Consider the following 19,629-nt stretch of genomic DNA (forward strand, 5'->3'; position numbering starts at 1 on the left):
TCATTTCGCGATAAGCGATAGGACAAAGACCCTCTTGAATCTCTTATTCTTCTTTCTCCGTCCAAGCCACCGTTCTGACCTAGCTGATTAGACAACTAATATATCAAGCTCAAAATACGTTTATTTCTTTCAAGAACAATAGTAAGTCTATATATCAACTAATCTGACTCCCATCGACTAAGAAAGTGAAATCCTCCACTTTTATTATGGATAATTCTTCGCTACTTGGATCAGGATGATTGATTATTCTTCTTGCATGATTCATGATCAAGCAATCATAAAGATTTCTTACTAATCTACCATTTGCGAAGTTATCACCTTTTGACAATGTCTCTTGCTCAAAATACAAATAGATTTTCTCTTTCGCGTCTTCATCCAAAAAATAATCATTATGATTACATATAGAAATCAGTATCTTGTTCAGTTCATCAGGATTATAATCATCGAACTCTATAAATGTGTTGAATCGAGACCTCAAACCAGGGTTAGATTCAAAAAAATTATTCATAGGTTCTGTATACCCTGCGACAATCACGACCAAATCTTCTCTGTGGTCTTCTAAAGCCTTAGTCAGTTCCGTCAGACATTCTCTGCCATAAGAATCAGAGTGATCATTTTCTGTGATGCTATAAGCCTCATCGATAAATAAGACACCACCAATAGCTTGCTCGATCACCTTTTTCACTTTAAGTGCTGTTTGTCCTTGATATCCGGCAATCAAATCCGTTCTTGAAACCTCAACAAAATGTCCCTTTGAAAGCAACCCGATTTTCTTATAAATTCTCCCTACAATTCGAGCCACTGTTGTCTTTCCTGTTCCAGGATTCCCAGTAAAGGCAAGGTGCAATGTGTTTTTTGAAGAATGAAGCTTTTTCTCCTGTCGCAAAGTTTGAACCTTCTGATAAACAATTAAGTCTTGGACTTTATTCTTTACTTTCTCTAATCCAACCAGCGCGTTCAGTTCATCTAGTAAATCTTGAAGTGTTCGTATATCCTCTTCTACTTTTTCTGCTGGTCTGCAGATCCTCTGTATAGTCAGATAACCGAAGAATTCAATTAAATTGGAATGAACAACATGTGCAGCCTTCTTAGTCTCAATCTTGTGTTTAGGGTGATCAACAATCTCCGATATTTTTTTTAAAAGTTCAATCGTAGCAGATTTACTTTTATCTTCTATAATCACAACAGCCAGTTTGGTTATTACACCACCACCGTCCGTAAGCATATCTAGTTTAGATGCATTATTTGTTAGCGCCTGACTGTACTTTTGCATCATATCACCTTCATAAGAAGTAAAATCATCTCTAGAATGGCGAGTCCTGCAGAACCTCCCGCAATCCAATAAGCATACTTAATTTTCTTCACTAAAGTCTCGACAGCAGCATCAGATGACTTTACAACGTCTGTAATCTTCTCATCCACTTCGTCCTTATTTTTCTGAATAGAAGTTGTCAAATCTTCCTTGCTCTCAATAAGCTGTGAAGCCTGTTCTTCAACCAATTCCCATAATCGATCTACATCTTTTAAGTGAGATATACCTTCCAATTCTTCTTTGAATTTATTAAGGTCGTCTATTTCTCCATCATAAGAATCAATACGCTGTAGAATCCGATCATCAACTTGAGCTAGTTTCTCCAACGTCCCTGCGTGAACTTTATCTGTCTGCTCCAATTTATTTATACGGAGTGTATGTTCTTCTGTCTTTATCGAAACATCATTTATTTCCGTAATTATTTTTTTAATCTCCGACTTAGCAGCACTCAAATCAGTCCATATCTCATCAATATCATGTAAGTGTGTATAACTCTTTAAAACAGTGATATAAGAATCAAGATCATTAGTGCGCGTTTCTATCACCAGGATTTTTTCGTTGATTTTTTGTAAGCTTTCTTCAATGTCTTTAAAACTCTCTTTTGCATCATGCAAGTCATTCCACATAAAGTCTACATCATCAAGATGAGCCATATCTTTCAACTGTTCTGCAAAAGTAGCTGTTTCTTGAATGACCGGTATTTGATGATCGAGTATATTTGCAGTGTGATCGATTTTTTTAGTTAAATCAGAAAAGAACTCTTTAAACGATTTAGCTTCATTACGAAGAGTGAGAATATCTCGATTCACCTGATCTGATAAAGCTTTATTTTGATGATTGGCAGAAGCGATATCTTCCGTTGTTTTCTTTGAAAACTCCGTAATGCTATCTGAAACTACCCGTATTTCATTTTGTATGGTTCTACAATCATTCCATATTTTATCAATATCGGTTAAGTGCTTATAACCTTCAAGTTTTTCCTTAAACACTTTTAATGCTGAAACAATCTTTGAAATGTTTGCTACGTTTTTTTCGATTTCAGACTGGTGTGCATCCAGTTTATTTTGCTGATTTGCAAGTTTGTCATTATGTCGCTTTAGTATTCCTTGTTGCTCCCTAACATCGTTACTAGTTTTTTCGATCGCTTTAACGTTAGAAACAATGCTTGTTATGTATCCTTTATCAAGCTTATCAAATACATTGTAAACCTCTCGAAATTCTTGAACTGTTTTACTATTAATTTTATTTACAGTTTTAAAATTTTCCTGGATGGCTTCTAGTCTTTTATTCAACTCAGATCCTGTAACTTTATAGTCACCTAGTCCAAAAAATCTGCCATCTGTGCGGACATCGTCTATTTTAATTTTAGCTTCAGTTTTCTCTGAAAACTCTTTTAGTCGATTATTGGCCCGCTCAAAGTCACGCCTTTTTATTTCTATCTCATTCAAAGTAATATCCTCATTCAAAGTAATACCCTCATTCATAAACCTATCCCCCTACTTCAATAATTCGTCTAGTTCATCTGAAATCAAATCGATTTCTTTCATAACTAAAACGGATTCATGATCAATCATACTTTCTTTGTTCTTATCTTTTTCACCAGAAGTATCATCAACAAAATTTTCCATAATATCACTGTACGCATCTCTCATTATTTCTCTAGCTTCCGAATGTCTCTCATAAATGTCCAGTGCGATTTTGTTTTTATCTTGAGATAATTCTGCCGCAGTGTTTAAGTTATAAAGATGATTTTTTTGTCGAAATTCAGATTCAAAGTCAACTCTTTCGTCTACTATTTTGGATGCATTGTTAACGTATTGCTCTTTCTTACGTAGCCAATAAATAACTCCTGATGCTAATCCAATCACTGAAACAATTAACATTTTTTTCATTATCATTTTCCTCCTTAATTCAGGCTTTCAAGTAAATCATCTAAATCATTGCTTGTCCGGTCGATTTCTTTGTTGATTGTGATATCTTCCTCATCTATTACTATTACATCTACATCCCCAGAAAAATCTTCAACAAAATTCTCCGTGATTTTTTCATACGCATCTTTCATGATAGATGCAGCCTCTTGATGTCTTGCAGAAATATTATCATGCCTATTTTCTTTATCTCTCTCGAGCAATGCTTCACTCACAATTTGAACTTGATGCTGTGTAGCAATAACCTGATTTACTTTATTTAATGTAGCGGCTTGTGCATCTGAATCTTGTTTTTTCGCAATGAATTTATCAATGAGATTAATAACAATAGCACCAACAAGCCCACTCACTAAACTTGCTAAAAACATGCCAATCAGATTTGCCAAAGAACCTATCAAAGGCAATTCTATCTGCATTCCCGGCACTGTTAACAGAAATTTCTCGAATCCTTCTCCAAGAGCAAGTGCTCCGCCTGCAGCTATACCTGCTGTGATGATTTTGCCAACTTGAGCAATCTTAATACTGAAAGATTTTTTCTTATTTTCCTTATCATTAAGGTATCTTACAGCTTCCATCACTGATGAAACACCCTGTTTAATGAGACTAGCCATTTTTTTAAAGGTACTCACGATAGGACCAAAAATTTCTGAAACGATGGTGCCAATCATGCTAGATGCCCCAGTTTGCAAAACACCTGTAATCTTCTTAAAAAACGATTTTATTGCTTTTTTCATTTCATCTAAGAAGTTATTAAATGACTTAGTCTTACTTTTCAAGAATCTAACAAATCCATTCATCACTTCCTTGAGTAGTGAAAATAATGCCGATATCGCCATTTGCTTCAACGCGTCTTTCCCGGCTTTCTTTGCAGTTTCTTTAGTAACACCCTTTGCGATATCTTTGTTAATAGCTTTTCTTGCTTCTTTATCTGCCTTTCTCATAAGTTCATCATCAGCATCTAGCTTATCCTGTAGACGTTTATCAGCTTTTTCTTTTTGCTTTTGTTTTTCAACTTCAGACATATTAGACTCATCAATCTTTTTATTAGCTCGCTCATTTTGTTCTCTAAGGTTTTGTTCTCTTATCTCTCTATCACGAGTATATTCATTGACGTTCTTTGCACCTTTGCTTTTATTCAAAGATTCATTTGTAGCCTTTAAATTTTCATCCATATTAGCAAGGTCTTTCGTATGTATTCCCGCCTGTTTTCTACGATTATTTCCGTATAATTCTTTTCTAGAAACCACATGATCCAAATTTGCTTTATCGCTTCGATGAATGTTTTTACCTGTGTATTCATCTTTTAAATCTCCTGAAGGCTGTTGATTCTTCATCGCATTATTAGCATCTTTATATTTGCGGTCTTGCATGACTTTTTTTCCAACTTCGTCATATGTTTCATTTTGATGCTCTCTATCGTACTTTTGAATCAAAGTTTCATTAGTCATATCAAGACCGATTTGATTACCTAATTGTTTCCACACCTCATCTAGAACAACTTTTCCAAGAGCATCTGGATTCCCTATTTTTTCTTTTTCCTCTTTAAGAAATTGTAGATTTGAAAGCTCTTCTTCTAATTGACTCTGAAGTTTTTCTTCCAACTCATCTAAATCAAATGATTCAGTAAATTCTTCGTTTAAGATATTCTCTTCGGTGAGAACAGCATTTTCCTTTGCCATCATAGATTCATCCTCTCAATATGGGCTAAAACTACATTTCAACTTCTTTCTCAGTATCAATATTGCTCAATTTAAAATCGCGCAATAAAGCTATCATGACCTGAACGAAAGTTTGATTTACAATTCAATCTTTCTTTTTAATCATACGTTTCACTCGGATAGCTACTTACATTATTGTAATCATTTTTTGCTATTTATAACCATAAATATTGTTAATTATAACAGAAAAAAGAAAAAATATTACAGTTGCAAAAAGATAATACAATATTTATATATGAATTCCGAACCGCTATATTAAATCGATAAGTTAATGACCATATCTAAAAGCAAACATAAAAAAAGCCCCCGATTGATTCAATCGAAGGCATGATACATTCATCTTACTCTTCTTTCTCCAACCACGCCACCGTCTCCACATGCGCCGTATGCGGGAACATGTCGACCGGTGTCACTTCCATCAAGCGATAGCCACGGTCGGCGAGGTAACGCATATCACGCGCTTGTGTCGCGACGTTACATGAGACGTACACGATCCGTTTCGGTGCCATCTCGACCATCGTCTCTAGGAACGACTCGGCACATCCTTTTCGTGGTGGATCGACGACGATCACGTCCGGATTCACGCCATCTTTCTTCCACTGTGGGAGCACATCTTCCGCCGCACCACATGCGTACGTCACGTTGTCAATCTCATTGACGAGTGCATTTTGTTTCGCGTCCTCAATCGCTTCCGGGACGACTTCGACGCCGTAGACGTGTGCCGCTTTACGCGCGAGGAAGAGACTGATCGTCCCGATACCGCAATAGGCGTCGACGACTTGCTCCGTACCTGACAGTCGTGCGTACTCGAGTGCTTTCCCGTATAACTTCTCCGTTTGGACCGGATTGACCTGAAAGAACGAGTGCGGAGAAATCGTGAACGTGAGTCCTGCGATTTTATCCTCAATCGTCTCATGGCCGTAAAGCAATTTGTTCGTCGGCCCGAGGATGACGTTCGTCTTGTCCGGGTTGACGTTTTGCATGATCGACGTCACGTTCGGGAGACGCTCGACGATGTCGGCGACAATCTCATTCACGCCTTTTAACTTTGTTGTCTTCGTGATGAGGACGATCATGAGTTCACCCGAATGGTACCCGTAACGGGCCATGACGTGACGGATGACCCCACGTCCTGTCTTCTCGTCATACGCTGGCACACCGCGAGCATCCAATACGTCACGGACGACTTGGATCGCTTTATCATTGCGCTCATCTTGAATCAAACATTCGCTCATCTCGACGATGTCATGCGAACGAGGGCGATAAAAGCCTGAGACGAGACGGTCCCCTTCTTGTTTGAACGGGACTTGTGCCTTGTTGCGGTAGCGCCAAGGTTCTGGCATCCCAATCGTGTCATGGACCGGTACATCGAACTGACCGAGACGCTTGAGCGCGTCGACGACGCGTTCCCGTTTTTGGCGAAGTTGTCCTTCATAACTGAAGTGTTGCAGCTGGCAGCCGCCACACTGATAAAAGATCGGGCACGGCGGCTCGACCCGGTCGGCACTCGCTTCTTTCACGTTCAACAATCGGGCGAACCCGTACTGCTTGTTCGTCTTCGTCACGACGATTTCGACCGTCTCTCCCGGCAACGCGTTCGGGACGAACAGCGTATAGCCGTCGACACGCGCCACACCCGCCCCTTCATGGGTCAGGTCGTGGACATGCACATCGAGACGGTCATTCTTTTTCACTGGTAGCATACGAATGCTCCTTCCATTGCAAATAGGAATGACTGATGTCGTCATTCCTATCTTTTCACTCTGCTTTATCAAGCGAAACATTGAACAATTGCTTGATCATCTGTTCGCGTTCATATTGTGCATTCAACTCTTCCATCTCGCGGATCCGGGCGTTCGGCGCGAGCACCGTCAAATGACGGAATAAGTTCCGCATCTCCCCTGTACATTCCCCGCCGTACTCGCCGTCGATGTTCAAACTCATCGGCTCTGTCGTCTTCATCTTGACGCGACTCGTCTTCACATGTTCGACGAGTGAGCTCGATAAATGCTCTCCACGGAGGAGTAAGCGGACGACATGGATGAATTCGAACAAGTTACATTTCCGCAAAATGAACAAGTCGAATAACCCGTCATTCAACGATGCGTGCGGTGAGATTTTTTCAAATCCACCGACCGAGTTCGAGTTCGATGTGAGAAAGATCATGACTTCCCCTTGGAACGTTCCTTCGTCGTGTTCGAGCTCGATGTACGTCGGTTTGATGAGTGGTAGCTTCTCCATCCCTTTCACATAATACGCGAGCTGACCGAGCGCCGTCTTCAACTTCGATGGCACCTCATACGAGAGCTCGGTCATGATCCCACCGCCGGCGATATTGATGAAATAGTGGATGTCACCTGTCTCTCCTTCGATTTCCCCGAGGTCGACCGGCATCTCGAAGCCGTCACAGATGACGTCGAGTGCGCCGACGACGCTGAGCGGAATCCGCATCGCCCGAGCGAAGTCGTTCGTCGTCCCGACCGGAATGAGACCGATTGTCGGACGATTCTCAAGCGGCGCGAGCCCTGAGATGACTTCGTTCAATGTCCCGTCTCCACCTGCGGCGATGATGAGATCGAACTCGGCCGCTGAGGCCCGTTTTGCTTCGAGCGTGGCATCACCAATCGCTTTCGTCGCATACGTCGACGTCTCATAACCCGCATCCTCGAGGCGGTTCAAAATGTACGGGAGTTCCCGTTTGATCACTTCTTTACCAGATGTCGGGTTATAAATGACCCGCGCACGTTTCCGTTGCATATTGATTCTCTCCCCTATGCTCAACTCGAGCGAAAAGCGAGACACAAGTGTCTCGCCGCCTGCTTAGCGTTTCGCGATCTCTTCGTGGAACAAGCCATCGAGGAGTGCCGGGTTCGCCATCCCTTTCGTCTGTTTCATGATTTGGCCGATGATGAAGCCTTTCGCACGGTCTTTCCCGTTCTTGAAGTCTTCGATCATTTGCGGATGCGCGTCGAACAATTCGAGGATGTAACCGCGGAGCAAGTTCTCGTCCGAGATTTGGGCGAGTCCGTTCGCTTCCACATACGCTTTCGGCTCAGCCGCCTCTTCCATCATCGCCGTGAAGACACGCTTCGCGATTTTCGATGAAATCGTCCCTTCCGCGATCAAGCGGATGAGCTCTGCGAGTGATTCCGGCATCAACTTCATCGTCTCGACCGTTTCATTTGACTTGTTCAAGTGACCGAGCACTTCACCCATGAGCCAGTTCGCTGCCGCTTTCGGCTCGGCTCCAGCTGCTGTCGTCGCTTCGAAGAAGTCCGAGAACTCACGCGTCGACGTGAGGGCTTTCGCGTCGTATGCCGAGAGACCATATTGGCTCATGTAGCGTTCACGACGTACTGCCGGCAACTCTGGAATCGTCGCGCGGATGCGCTCTTTCCATGCCTCATCGATTTCAAGACGGACGAGGTCCGGCTCCGGGAAGTAGCGGTAGTCCGCTGCCCCTTCTTTGACACGCATGAGAATCGTCTTTTTCGCAGCTTCGTCGTAACGGAGCGTCTCCTGACGCATGACGCCACCTGAGAGAAGCAATTTGCGATGACGCGTCTCTTCATAGTCGAGCGCCTTCAAGACGTTTGAGAACGAGTTCAAGTTTTTGAGCTCCGTCTTCGTCCCGAACTTCTCCTGCCCGTATGGACGGACCGAGATGTTACAGTCACAGCGAAGCGACCCCTCTTCCATCTTGACGTCCGAGACGCCAGCGAACGAGAGGACTTCTTTCAAACGTTCGAGATACGCGACCGCATCTTTCGGTGAGCGCATGTCTGCCTCACTGACAATCTCGATGAGTGGTGAACCGGTCCGGTTGAAGTCGACGACCGAGTGCTTCTCGCCCGTGTGATTCATCTTTCCGGCATCTTCTTCTAAGTGCACGCGTTCGATGCGGAATCGTTTCATCTCTCCGTCGACTTCGACGTCAACGTGACCGTTCGAACCAATCGGCTTATCAAACTGCGAGATTTGATACGCTTTCGGCGTGTCCGGATAGAAGTAGTTCTTTCGGTCGAACTTCGTATCTGTCGCAATTTCACAGTTGAGTGCCATTGCCGCCTTGATGGCGAGGTTGACCGCTTCTTCGTTCAATTTAGGCAAGACGCCCGGGTGTCCGAGACAAATCGGACACGTCTGTGTATTCGTTTCGGCACCGTAAGTGCGTGAGCAGCCACACCAAATCTTCGACTTCGTGCTCAGCTCGGCGTGCACCTCGATCCCGATGATCGTTTCAAAGTTCATCGTAAGTCCTCCTTAGAGCTGTGGCATCTTGAAACCGCCGTTTGCTTGTTCAAAAGCATGGGCCACGCGGTAAAGTGTTGATTCATCAAAGTAGTTCCCGATAATTTGAAGACCGACCGGAAGTCCTTCTGAAAGACCTGCCGGGACCGAGATGGCCGGGATACCGACCAAGTTGACCGGAATCGTCATAATATCGTTCGCGTACATCGTGAGCGGATCGTCGAGCTGTTCGCCGAGTTTGAACGCTGTCGTCGGAGCAGTTGGTCCAACGATCGCATCATACGCTTCGAACACTTTCGCGAAGTCCTGCTTCATGAGAGTACGGACTTGTTGGGCCTTCTTGTAGAACGCATCGTAGTAACCAGAGCTGAGCGCATATGTCCCGAGCATGATCCGGCGCTTCACCTCGTCACCGAAACCTTGTTCGCGCGAATACGTGAATACTTCGTCGAGCGTGTCTGCTTCAGCGCGGCGTCCGTAACGGATGCCGTCGAAACGAGCCAAGTTCGAAGAGGCTTCTGACGAGGCGAGCAAGTAGTACGCCGAGAGGGCATACTTCACAGACGGAATCGAGACCGTCTCGATCGTCGCACCGAGAGACTTGAGCGTCTCGATCGCTTTTTCAATCTGTTCACGGACGCCAGGTGCGACACCTTCTGCCATGAATTCTTCCGGAAGTGCGAACTTCATCCCCGTCAAATCTTGGTTGAGCGCTGCCGTATAGTCCGGCACCTCGACCTCTGCTGACGTGGAGTCCATATCGCAATGTCCCGCGATCGTATTCAATAAGTAAGCATTGTCTTCGACGGTACGCGTGAGTGGACCGATTTGGTCGAGTGACGACGCGAAGGCCACGAGGCCGAAACGTGAGACGAGGCCGTATGTCGGCTTCATCCCGACGACACCACAATACGCGGCCGGTTGACGAATCGAACCACCCGTATCCGAACCGAGGCTAAAGAGGACTTGCCCAGCTGCGACCGATGCCGCTGAACCGCCTGAAGAACCTCCTGGTACACGTGTCGGGTCCCAAGGGTTTTTTACTGGTTTGAACGCGGAATTCTCGTTTGAAGAACCCATCGCGAACTCGTCCATGTTCAACTTCCCGATTGTGACGGCACCGGCGTCATGAAGACGCTCGACGACCGTCGCATCGTGTGCCGGGACGAAGTTCTCGAGGAACGTCGAGGCACATGTCGTGCGCATCCCTTTTGTGACGATGTTGTCTTTCACACCGATCGGCATGCCGAAGAGTGGATTGTCTGACGTTTTCGCCAGCTCATCCATACGTTTCGCCTGTTCGAACGCCTCTTCGTTCAGTGTCAAAAATGAACCGATTTGATCATCTGTCGCTTCGATTCGGTCGAACGACTCTTTGACGAGGTCCGTGACCGTGACTTCGCCTTCTTTTAATAGCGTGTGTAGTTTCGCTACACCGTGGTCAAATAAACTCATGAAAGGCCTCCTTACTCAAAGACCGCAGGGACACGGACTTGACCGTTCTCCCAGTCGGGTGCCATCCGTTCGACTTCCTCACGTGGAAGCGATGGACGAACCTCGTCTTTGCGTAGTACGTTTTTCAAATCTAGGGCATGGGTCGTCGGTTCGACGCCCGTTGTATCCAGCTCATCGAGTTGCTCGGCGAACTCGAGAATTTTTGTCAATTGCTCCGTGAAGTGCGTCACTTCTTCATCCGTGATCGCAAGTCGGGCAAGTCCGGCGACGTGCCGAACTTCAGCTTCTGTAATGCGAGCCAAAATTCCCACCTCCAACAGTTTTCAATACATCGTTCATTATCATACCACTTTTTCATAAGACAAAAAAGGAAATCTATCTCGTTTCAAATTGTGTCATTTTTAATAAAGTAGGGGAATCTCGTCTGAATATTGACCCGCTTTCGAAATTAGCTATACGGTCGATGACAGATTCTGATTATGCTAAAGGTAGAACAGATTCGTAAGGAGGAATCGTATGTCGATTCGGAATAAACTGATCACTGCTTTTAGCATCATGTTTGTGTTGCTTATCGGTGTAAGCGGTTACTCTTGGTATGCCCTGAACGTATCAAAAGCAGCACAAGAAGACATGACCGTCTCCTGGGTACCTGGGATGGACCAAATTCATCAAGTTGATAAACAGCTGCTCGAAATACGTCGTCACTTGGTTCGTCACGCCCTCGTCGATGACGCGGTGACGAAACAAAACATTGAGCGGGACATTCAAGCGTCCGTCGCGATTTTGGAACAGCGGATGGATAGCTACGACGATACGATTATCGCGGACGAGGATCAACAACTTTTCGATCAAACAAGTGCGAATTGGACCGACTATCAGAACGTGATGAGTGAACTTCTTCGTATCTCAAACGAAGAAGGTACAGCTGCCGCTGAAACATATATCCGTGATACAGCCGATGCAAGCGCAGATACACTCTCGAACTCCCTTGGCCTCCTCGTCAACTTGAATCGCGAGGAAATCCAGACAGACACAGCCGCCGCCGCTGAGCTATTCGACCAAGTTCAACTCACACTATTCATCGTCCTTGGAATCGCCGCTGTCATGACCATCCTCATGATGCTCTTCATCTTCCGATCAATCTTTGAACCACTAAAAGAGTTCAAAACGAAGATGCATGAGCTTGCCACGAGTGATGGGGATTTGACGACGTCGATTCCTGTGAAGCGCCGTGACGAGTTCGCCGGACTCGCACGTGACTTTAATCAGTTCATCGCCAACCTGCGTCAGTTGATTCTTCAAGTGAACGACGTGACGACAGGGGTGACGAAACAATCGACATATATGTACGAAGAGTTGAAAGAACTCGACACGTATATGACGACGACCGCAGCGACGACAGAAGACTTGACCGCCGGTATGCAACAAACGGCGGCGAGCGCACAAGAGATGAACGCTTCCGCCTCAGATATGGAGCGGACGATTCACCACATCGTGACGATGGCCGATGAACGAAAAACCGAAGCGAGACAAATCGATGAACGCGCCCTCTCCCTCAAGTCGCACGCAGTGGAGGCGAAAGAGAACGCGATCAGCGTCCTTCAGTCGACACGTGCAAACTTGGAGAAAGCGATGCAAGATGCGAAAGCCGTCCGTGAAATTGCGACGCTCACAAATGACATCCTCGACATCGCCGCTCAGACGAACCTATTGTCGCTCAATGCATCGATTGAAGCGGCACGAGCCGGAGAAGCCGGACGCGGATTCGCTGTCGTCGCCGACGAGATCCGAAAACTCGCCGAGACGAGCCGGGCGACCGTCGAACGCATTCAAGCCATCTCAACAACCGTCCTTCATTCGGTCGATCATTTGAACGAGAGCTCCGGACAGATGCTCAACTTCCTCGACACGAACGTCTTGAAAGACTATGATCAACTGGAAGTGGCGGCCGGACAATATAGCTCGGACGCGGGACGTTTTGAGACGACCGCGACCGAGTTCGCTTCCGCTGCTGGAGAACTCGAGCAGTTGACTTCGAACATGATCGGCGTCATTCAAGATGTAGCGACGACCGTCAACAACGGGGCACTCGGCACGCAGGAGATTGCTGAAAAAGTGACGATGTCCGTCGAACGTTTCACCGAACTGAACCACGCGACTGAACAATCGCAACAAAAGATGGAAGAACTCGACTCACTGATTCGCCAATTCAAGGTATGAAAAGAACCCGCCGACATATGTCAGGCGGGTTTTCTTATCAGGCGACAGATTGCGCCGTTTCATTTTTACGTTCGAGTTCGAATCGTTTTGTCTCGGCGACAACCACGCCTGAGAGGAACAGTAGTCCAATCAAGTTCGGAATCGCCATGAGACCGTTGAACACATCCGAGATGGACCAAATCAAATTCAAGTTCGTCGTCATCGCACCGAGTCCTGCGACTAAAATATAGAGGACACGATACGGGACGATCACTTTTTCCCCGAGTAAATAGTATGCAGAACGTTCCCCGTAATAACACCAGCCAAGGACGGTCGAATAGGCGAAGAAGACGAGTGAGACCGTCACGATGATTTCACCAATCGGTCCTAAGAAATACGCGAATGACGCTTGTGTCAGAGCAATCCCTTCAAGCCCTTCCGTATATTGACCACCCATGACAATCGTGAGCCCCGTGATTGAACAGACGATGAGGGTGTCGATCAACACTTGTGTCATCGAAACGAGTGCTTGTCGTCCCGGGAAGTCGGTCTTCGCTGCCGCGGCCGCGATCGGTGCAGATCCAAGTCCTGCCTCGTTAGAGAATACACCGCGCGCGACCCCGTAGCGAATCGCTGCACCTAATGCACCACCGCCGATGGCTTCGGCACTGAATGTGCTCGAGAACATCGTCGATAAGGCATCTGGTACCAATTCAAGGTTCATGATGAGAATCACGAGCCCACTTCCGACATACGCTAAGATCATGAACGGTACGAATATGCCGACAACTTTCCCAATTGATTTGACGCCACCTAAGATGACGAACGCTGTGACGGCCATCATGACGATTCCCGTCACAATCATCGGGACGTCAAATGAGTTGTTCAAGGCGAGACTGATCGAGTTCGTCTGGACGCCATTTCCAATTCCAAAGGCTGCGACCGATGCGAATAAGGCAAATAACATACCTAGCCATTTTTTCTTTAGCCCGTGTTCTAAGTAATACATCGGTCCACCGGCAATTTCGCCTCGTTCATCGACGACTCGATATTTGACAGCAAGGATCGCCTCCGCATATTTCGTCGCCATTCCGACGAAACCAGATAACCACATCCACACGACGGCACCCGGTCCCCCGAGGACGATCGCCGTCGCGACACCGACCATGTTTCCGGTACCGACCGTTGCCGCCAATGCTGTCATGAGTGCCTGGAAATGCGAGATATCCCCTCGTTGCTTCTTCTTCGGTTTATCATTCTTCGGAATAAATGCCTCTTTCAAGCCGACACCTAGCCTCGTCACCTGAATAAAGCCAAGACGAATCGTCAGGAAGACTCCCGTCCCGACGAGTAAGATTAATAAATGTGGCCCCCATACGAGATTTGACAAACTCGCCAGCCAACTTTCAATTTGATTCACCGTGTTGCTCTCCTCCTACGTTCTTGATTTGAGCGCTCTCCCTATATTTTTCAGAACATTCGCAATCGAGTCAAGGCAGGGTAGTCTAAGTAAGCGGTTTCAACACGTTATATATTTGTAATATTTTACCTTAAATCCTATATTCACTTAGTTCTTAATATTTATTTCGAAATATGATTGTAATATATATTCAAATGTATAAGCATTGATTACAAGATCAATACGAATCGTTAATCGATGGACGGCATCTCGATAAAAAACGGATTGGTTGTAACCGTATAAAGCGCGCTCGAAGCGACTTGAGAGCGACGACCAAGTACGGGCAGGCGAGACTCCTAAGGGAACAGCAAGCGAAGGGAGACCCAGCAGCGACCGAGTCGCGATGCGGCTCCCTGCTTGCCCCTAGGAAAGCGAGCCATGCCTAGCTTGGGCACAAAAAAGACTGTAGACTCTTCGTTTGTCTACAGCCTGAAACCGCTCGAGACGATTCCACCAGTTTCTCGTTTCACGAACGAATGGCTGCCACAACTTCCTCGACGTGCCCTTTCACTTTAACGTTGCGCCACTCTTCTTCAATATAGCCGTCCTCATTGATGAGAAAGGTCGAACGGACGATGCCGTAGTACTCTTTGCCGTAATTTTTCTTCAGCTGCCACGCGCCATAAAGTTCCGACACCTCATGGTCCGCGTCAACGAGCAAATCAAACGGCAGGTCATTCTTCGTAATGAAGTTCTGATGTTTCTTTTGACTGTCCGCCGAAATCCCGAGGACGACCGCCCCTTTCATTTTCGGCATCGCATCACGGAAGTCGCACGCCTCTGTCGTGCAACCCGGCGTCGAGTCGCGGGGATAAAAGTACAAGACGACTTTCTTGCCTAGATAGTCCTTCAATGAAACCATCTCTCCGTTTTGGTTCGGTAATGAAAATGTTGGTGCGAGCATCTGTTTTCCTCCTTAGCCAAACGACGGGTCGACGAGTTGTTCGTCGTAACCATCGACTGCTTCTTCTAGTTTAGTTTTTAGCGGATCCAGCACTTCGATATACTGAATCGGATTTTCCGTCGCAGCCGCTTCTCGAAGTGTCTCCTCGTTGTCCGTATACCATTTCTCATACGCTTTAAAATAATCGGTCATGATCGTTTGGTTCTCCTCGACTGTCAACGTCTCTGCCATGAGCAGGAAGACGTTATTGTCTGCCTCGAGCGCCATATAGTCGGTCTGGGCATTGACTTGATCATAAATGGGACCAGCCTCATCCTCCGGAATCTCAGCAAGACGGGCGTTCGCCTCGGCATTGACCCCGTATTCATTCGCCTCCACCCCGATGAGGAGCTCGCTGACATCGGCGATCACATCCTTTGGCAATGCAGCCGGTGTGATGACGAGTGACCAGTCCTCCCCTTTCTTCACAGCGACCTTGCTGAGTCGGTTCGGAAGCGGATTTCCGTCTTGGTCGACCATTTCGTGGACAAGAAATGCCACATCTTCGTCCTCGTTGACCCAACTCTCATAGATGTCACCTGGGGCAATTTGGCGGGTGACGGCACCGGTTGCCGGAAGATCGGTTAACCGTCCGGCATAATCGATGCTCGCGAGCGTTTCAGCATCGCCCGACTCGAGCGCCGCTTGATAGTTCGTATACACTTCCGTCACGGCATCCGGCAATGGCCGTTCCGTTTCTTCTACCGTCGATTCTTCATCGTTGCCACATGCCCCGAGTGCAAAGACAAGGAGTAGCGGAATGAACCATTTTTTCATGTTGTTCGTCCTTTCTAAAGCTGCCTTCTCCCCCATCCTATCATGTCTCGATTTAACGCTCCAATGTCATGTGTTTCTGGAAAATTGTTTCACTAGGATTTCGGTCATAATTTCGATACAATACAGACGTAAGCGCTTTATCGCTCAACATCACTTTAAGGGGGAACGAGAATGATTCCATACAAACATGAACCATTCACAGACTTTACACAAAAAGAGAATGCCGATGCTATCCAAGCGGCAATCGAGAAAGTGAACGGTGAGCTCGGGAAAGACTATCCGCTCGTAATCGGTGGGGAAAAGGTTACGACGGAAGGTAAAATCACGTCTTACAACCCGGCTAACAAAGAAGAAGTGATCGGTCGCGTCTCAAAGGCGAACCAAGAGCTCGCAGAACGCGCGATGCAAGAAGCACTCACAGCGTTTGACTCATGGCGCCATGTCGACCCGTCCGTCCGTGCAGACGTCTTGTTCAAAGCAGCGAACATCGTCCGCAAACGTAAACATGAGTTCTCGGCGTACCTCGTCAAAGAAGCAGGTAAGCCATGGAACGAAGCAGATGCGGATACGGCAGAAGCGATTGACTTTATGGAATACTATGCACGTCAAATGCTCGAACTCAAACCAGGTAAGAAAGTCGAGAGTCGTCCAGGCGAATACAACCGTTATGACTACATCCCACTCGGGGTCGGGATCGTCATCAGCCCATGGAACTTCCCGTTCGCGATTATGGCCGGTACAGCAGTCGCGGCGATCGTGGCCGGTAACACGATTCTCTTGAAGCCAGCTTCAACGACACCGATCATCGCTGCGAAATTCGTCGAAGTGATGGAAGAGGCAGGTCTTCCAAAAGGCGTGCTCAACTTCATCCCTGGACCGGGCGCAGAAGTCGGTGACTACCTCGTCGACCATCCGAAGACGCGCTTCATCAGTTTCACAGGATCACGTGATGTGGGCCTTCGCATCAACGAACGTGCTTCTAAATTGAGCGAAGGGCAAATCTGGCTCAAACGCGTCATCGCAGAGATGGGCGGAAAAGACACGATCGTCGTCGACGAATCAGCCGACCTCGAACTCGCTGCACAATCAATCGTCAAGTCGGCCTTCGGTTTCTCAGGTCAGAAATGCTCTGCTTGCTCACGTGCCGTCATCGTCGACAGTGTATATGACACAGTGCTCGATCGTGTCGTCGAACTTACGAACGAACTCTCTGTCGGGAACACAGAGAAGAACGAACACTTTATGGGACCAGTCATCGACGCAGCAGCCTTCAAGAAAATCACATCGTACTTCGATGTCGCAAAAGAAGAAGGACGCATCGTCGCAGGTGGAAACGCTGATGACTCGACAGGATACTTTGTCGAGCCGACTGTTGTCGCAGACGTTGACCCGAAAGCGCGCCTCATGCAAGAAGAAATCTTCGGACCAGTCGTTGCGTTCACAAAAGCAACAGACTTCAAAGAAGCAATCGAGATTGCGAACAACACCGAGTACGGTTTGACGGGTGCGGTGCTCACGCGCGACCGTGTAAATCAAGAGTTTGCTCGCCAAAACTTCCATGTCGGTAACTTGTACTTCAACCGTGGTTGTACAGGCGCAATCGTCGGCTATCAGCCGTTCGGTGGATTCAACATGTCCGGAACGGATTCAAAAGCAGGTGGCCCGGATTATATCCATCTCCACATGCAAGCGAAGACAACATCTGAAACGTTCTAATTGATAAAGAGACGGTCCCTTAGGGTCGTCTCTTTTGATTCAATGTGCTTTAAATGTCTGATCAAACATAATCGCAATCTCTTCTTGATGAAGGAGGAACAGTTCGAACAAGTTCGGATCGAACGTCCCGTGCATGTCTCGCATTGTCGCAATCGCGTCTTCGTGTGAAAAGGCAGATTTATAAGGCCGGACGGTCCTAAGTGCATCATACACGTCGATAATCGTGACAATCCGCGCTTCAAGTGGAATCTCTTCACCTTTCAACCCTTTAATATACCCGGTCCCATCCCAGCGTTCATGATGATAGAGCGCGATATGATAGGCCATTTGGATGAAGTAATTTTGAGGGAACTGAGCCTGCAAATCTTTTAATACTTCGCCTCCGACATACACGTGGTCACGCATAAGGACCCATTCCTCATCGGATAATGTATTCGCCTTCAGTAGGATTGAGTCCGGGACCGAAATTTTGCCGATGTCATGGAGCGGTGCCGCTAGTCGAATCCCTTCGATGAATAGCAGCGAGACATCTGGATGATGGTGTTCATATAAAATCGACGCAAATAACGTCGATAAATCCTGCACCCGTTCGATATGGTTCCCCGTCTCATTGTTACGGAGAGCCGATAGGCGTAAAAGCGTCCGAACGAGTCCTTCTTGATAATCGATCAACTCTTTCTCGCGCTCCGCGAGAACGCGCTGCGCTTCTTCCCGGCTCGCCTCGATCCGATGGCGTTCGACCGCCCCAAGAAGGGCGTTACTAAAGTCTTGTAACGCTTGTTGTTCATATTCCGTGTACGTTCGCTCTGTTACAACGGAATCGAATCCGACAAATCCCTGACACATCTCCCCTTGCATCATCGGGACCGCGAGCAGACTTTGAATCGACTGTGGTTCGAGGATTGCGCGGACTGCATTGTCTTCTGGCAAGTCAACTACACGAGGAATATACATTGTCCCGCCCGCCACATGCGTGTTGACCCACTCCGGCAATACGTCGATTGACACGTCTTGAAGATTGGCGATCTCGGCTGTGATCCCTTCGGCGCACCATTCGAACGTGTTATGACAGACTTGATTTGTGAAATCGTAATCAAACACATAGACGCGGTCGACCGCAAAGTAATGTCCGAGTTCGGCTAGCGACTGGTCAACCCGCTTTTTAAAATCCGCAATCTCTGTCGTCAAAAAGCGATTGAGGAGTGACGAAAGCAGGTGATGAAGTCGCTCTTGTTGTTGTAACTGTAACGTCAATGATTCATGCGAAGTTGCCACGTGCCAAACCTCCCTTATCAACCGAAATGAAATCAATCGTTCCATGCACTTCTTTTACCCAATTTTCAGTCTTTTTATCCTAGTTTATCCATTTGAAAAGCCAGGTGGTGACCACCCGGCTTTTGATTATACTTGTTTCAATAAATTGGCCATCTCGATGGCGGAAGTCGCCGCTTCCCATCCTTTATTGCCTGCTTTTGTTCCCGCACGCTCAATCGCCTGTTCAATCGTCTCCGTCGTCAACACGCCGAAGATGACCGGGACTTCGGATTGATAGCTCGCCTGTGCGATCCCTTTTGCCGCTTCGTTACAGACGTAATCAAAGTGTGGGGTCGCACCACGGATGACGGCACCGAGCGTGATGACCGCATCATAGTTTTGACTCATCGCCATCTTTTTCGCGACGAGGGGAAGTTCGAACGCACCCGGGACGAACGCGAGCGATACATCCTCTTCTTTCACCCCATGACGCTTCAAAGCATCCTTCGCCCCGTCAAGCAGACGCATCGTAATCAAGTCGTTGAACCGGCCGACGACGATTCCAATCTTTAACCCTTCTCCAACTAAGTTTCCTTCAAATGTATAGGTCATGTCCT

The 19,629-nt window shown here is 46.9% G+C and carries 16 protein-coding genes; 2 read left to right on the forward strand and 14 right to left on the reverse strand.

Annotation, left to right across the window (positions count from 1 at the left end; all coding sequences use genetic code 11):
• Positions 1-154: 154 nt before the first annotated feature.
• The 9 genes from KNO98_RS05615 to gatC form a co-directional block, all read right to left on the reverse strand.
• The gene (locus KNO98_RS05615) at positions 155-1,273 is read right to left on the reverse strand and encodes an AAA family ATPase (protein ID WP_214699669.1); all 1,119 of its coding nucleotides are present in this window, start codon (positions 1,271-1,273) and stop codon (positions 155-157) included.
• Positions 1,273-2,796 carry a coiled-coil domain-containing protein gene (locus tag KNO98_RS05620; RefSeq protein ID WP_214699671.1) on the reverse strand — a complete coding sequence of 508 codons (1,524 nt, stop codon included), beginning with the start codon at positions 2,794-2,796 and terminating at the stop codon, positions 1,273-1,275. The genes KNO98_RS05615 and KNO98_RS05620 overlap by 1 nt, the downstream gene beginning before the upstream one ends.
• Positions 2,797-2,808: 12 nt before the next feature.
• Positions 2,809-3,204 carry a hypothetical protein gene (locus KNO98_RS05625; protein ID WP_214699672.1) on the reverse strand — a complete coding sequence of 132 codons (396 nt, stop codon included), beginning with the start codon at positions 3,202-3,204 and terminating at the stop codon, positions 2,809-2,811.
• Positions 3,205-3,218: 14 nt separating this feature from the next.
• A complete protein-coding gene (locus tag KNO98_RS05630; protein WP_214699674.1) occupies positions 3,219-4,919 on the reverse strand; it encodes a hypothetical protein in 1,701 nt (566 codons plus the stop codon).
• 380 nt (positions 4,920-5,299) lie between these two features.
• Positions 5,300-6,661, reverse strand: a complete 1,362-nt coding sequence (rlmD, locus tag KNO98_RS05635) for a 23S rRNA (uracil(1939)-C(5))-methyltransferase RlmD (protein WP_214699676.1) — start codon at positions 6,659-6,661, stop codon at positions 5,300-5,302.
• Positions 6,662-6,716: 55 nt separating this feature from the next.
• On the reverse strand, positions 6,717-7,715 hold the full coding sequence (locus KNO98_RS05640; protein ID WP_026825339.1) for a diacylglycerol kinase: 999 nt from the start codon (positions 7,713-7,715) through the stop codon (positions 6,717-6,719).
• A gap of 63 nt (positions 7,716-7,778) precedes the next feature.
• On the reverse strand, positions 7,779-9,209 hold the full coding sequence (gatB, locus tag KNO98_RS05645; RefSeq protein ID WP_214699678.1) for an Asp-tRNA(Asn)/Glu-tRNA(Gln) amidotransferase subunit GatB: 1,431 nt from the start codon (positions 9,207-9,209) through the stop codon (positions 7,779-7,781).
• A gap of 12 nt (positions 9,210-9,221) precedes the next feature.
• Complete coding sequence (gene gatA, locus KNO98_RS05650) at positions 9,222-10,664, reverse strand: Asp-tRNA(Asn)/Glu-tRNA(Gln) amidotransferase subunit GatA (protein WP_214699681.1); 1,443 nt, start codon at positions 10,662-10,664, stop codon at positions 9,222-9,224.
• 11 nt (positions 10,665-10,675) lie between these two features.
• Positions 10,676-10,966: an Asp-tRNA(Asn)/Glu-tRNA(Gln) amidotransferase subunit GatC gene (gene gatC, locus KNO98_RS05655; protein WP_012727041.1), complete on the reverse strand. Its 291-nt coding sequence runs from the start codon at positions 10,964-10,966 to the stop codon at positions 10,676-10,678.
• A 214-nt stretch (positions 10,967-11,180) separates the two neighbouring features.
• Between gatC and KNO98_RS05660 the strand changes: the two genes are divergently transcribed.
• Complete coding sequence (locus KNO98_RS05660; protein WP_214699683.1) at positions 11,181-12,884, forward strand: methyl-accepting chemotaxis protein; 1,704 nt, start codon at positions 11,181-11,183, stop codon at positions 12,882-12,884.
• A 37-nt stretch (positions 12,885-12,921) separates the two neighbouring features.
• On the opposite strand, the gene KNO98_RS05665 is transcribed toward KNO98_RS05660, so the two are convergent.
• The 3 genes from KNO98_RS05665 to KNO98_RS05675 form a co-directional block, all read right to left on the reverse strand.
• Positions 12,922-14,283 (reverse strand): alanine/glycine:cation symporter family protein, encoded by a 1,362-nt coding sequence (locus KNO98_RS05665; protein ID WP_214699685.1) that lies wholly within the window; start codon positions 14,281-14,283, stop codon positions 12,922-12,924.
• Positions 14,284-14,788: 505 nt separating this feature from the next.
• A complete protein-coding gene (gene bcp / locus KNO98_RS05670) occupies positions 14,789-15,226 on the reverse strand; it encodes a thioredoxin-dependent thiol peroxidase (protein ID WP_214699687.1) in 438 nt (145 codons plus the stop codon).
• Positions 15,227-15,238: 12 nt separating this feature from the next.
• The gene (locus tag KNO98_RS05675) at positions 15,239-16,042 is read right to left on the reverse strand and encodes a hypothetical protein (RefSeq protein ID WP_214699688.1); all 804 of its coding nucleotides are present in this window, start codon (positions 16,040-16,042) and stop codon (positions 15,239-15,241) included.
• Between the two features lie 171 nt (positions 16,043-16,213).
• On the opposite strand from KNO98_RS05675, the gene pruA reads away from it, so the two are divergent.
• Complete coding sequence (pruA, locus tag KNO98_RS05680; protein WP_026825331.1) at positions 16,214-17,758, forward strand: L-glutamate gamma-semialdehyde dehydrogenase; 1,545 nt, start codon at positions 16,214-16,216, stop codon at positions 17,756-17,758.
• A gap of 39 nt (positions 17,759-17,797) precedes the next feature.
• Here the strand turns inward: pruA and KNO98_RS05685 are convergent, their stop codons facing one another.
• Positions 17,798-19,033, reverse strand: a complete 1,236-nt coding sequence (locus tag KNO98_RS05685; RefSeq protein WP_214699690.1) for a GAF and HD-GYP domain-containing protein — start codon at positions 19,031-19,033, stop codon at positions 17,798-17,800.
• A gap of 126 nt (positions 19,034-19,159) precedes the next feature.
• Positions 19,160-19,624 (reverse strand): 6,7-dimethyl-8-ribityllumazine synthase, encoded by a 465-nt coding sequence (ribH, locus tag KNO98_RS05690; RefSeq protein WP_026825330.1) that lies wholly within the window; start codon positions 19,622-19,624, stop codon positions 19,160-19,162.
• Positions 19,625-19,629: the final 5 nt, after the last annotated feature.

The organism is Exiguobacterium sp. s57, assembly GCF_018617685.1.
GTDB classification, from domain to species: Bacteria; Bacillota; Bacilli; order Exiguobacteriales; family Exiguobacteriaceae; genus Exiguobacterium; species Exiguobacterium marinum.

Bases quoted from the DNA above. Each gene is read 5' to 3' on its own strand.
- KNO98_RS05615 (WP_214699669.1), bottom strand. From the start codon at position 1,273: ATGCAAAAGTACAGTCAGGCGCTAACAAATAATGCATCTAAACTAGAT.
- KNO98_RS05620 (WP_214699671.1), bottom strand. From the start codon at position 2,796: ATGAATGAGGGTATTACTTTGAATGAGGATATTACTTTGAATGAGATA.
- KNO98_RS05625 (WP_214699672.1), bottom strand. From the start codon at position 3,204: ATGAAAAAAATGTTAATTGTTTCAGTGATTGGATTAGCATCAGGAGTT.
- KNO98_RS05630 (WP_214699674.1), bottom strand. From the start codon at position 4,919: ATGGCAAAGGAAAATGCTGTTCTCACCGAAGAGAATATCTTAAACGAA.
- rlmD (WP_214699676.1), bottom strand. From the start codon at position 6,661: ATGCTACCAGTGAAAAAGAATGACCGTCTCGATGTGCATGTCCACGAC.
- KNO98_RS05640 (WP_026825339.1), bottom strand. From the start codon at position 7,715: ATGCAACGGAAACGTGCGCGGGTCATTTATAACCCGACATCTGGTAAA.
- gatB (WP_214699678.1), bottom strand. From the start codon at position 9,209: ATGAACTTTGAAACGATCATCGGGATCGAGGTGCACGCCGAGCTGAGC.
- gatA (WP_214699681.1), bottom strand. From the start codon at position 10,664: ATGAGTTTATTTGACCACGGTGTAGCGAAACTACACACGCTATTAAAA.
- KNO98_RS05660 (WP_214699683.1), top strand. From the start codon at position 11,181: ATGTCGATTCGGAATAAACTGATCACTGCTTTTAGCATCATGTTTGTG.
- bcp (WP_214699687.1), bottom strand. From the start codon at position 15,226: ATGCTCGCACCAACATTTTCATTACCGAACCAAAACGGAGAGATGGTT.
- KNO98_RS05675 (WP_214699688.1), bottom strand. From the start codon at position 16,042: ATGAAAAAATGGTTCATTCCGCTACTCCTTGTCTTTGCACTCGGGGCA.
- pruA (WP_026825331.1), top strand. From the start codon at position 16,214: ATGATTCCATACAAACATGAACCATTCACAGACTTTACACAAAAAGAG.
- ribH (WP_026825330.1), bottom strand. From the start codon at position 19,624: ATGACCTATACATTTGAAGGAAACTTAGTTGGAGAAGGGTTAAAGATT.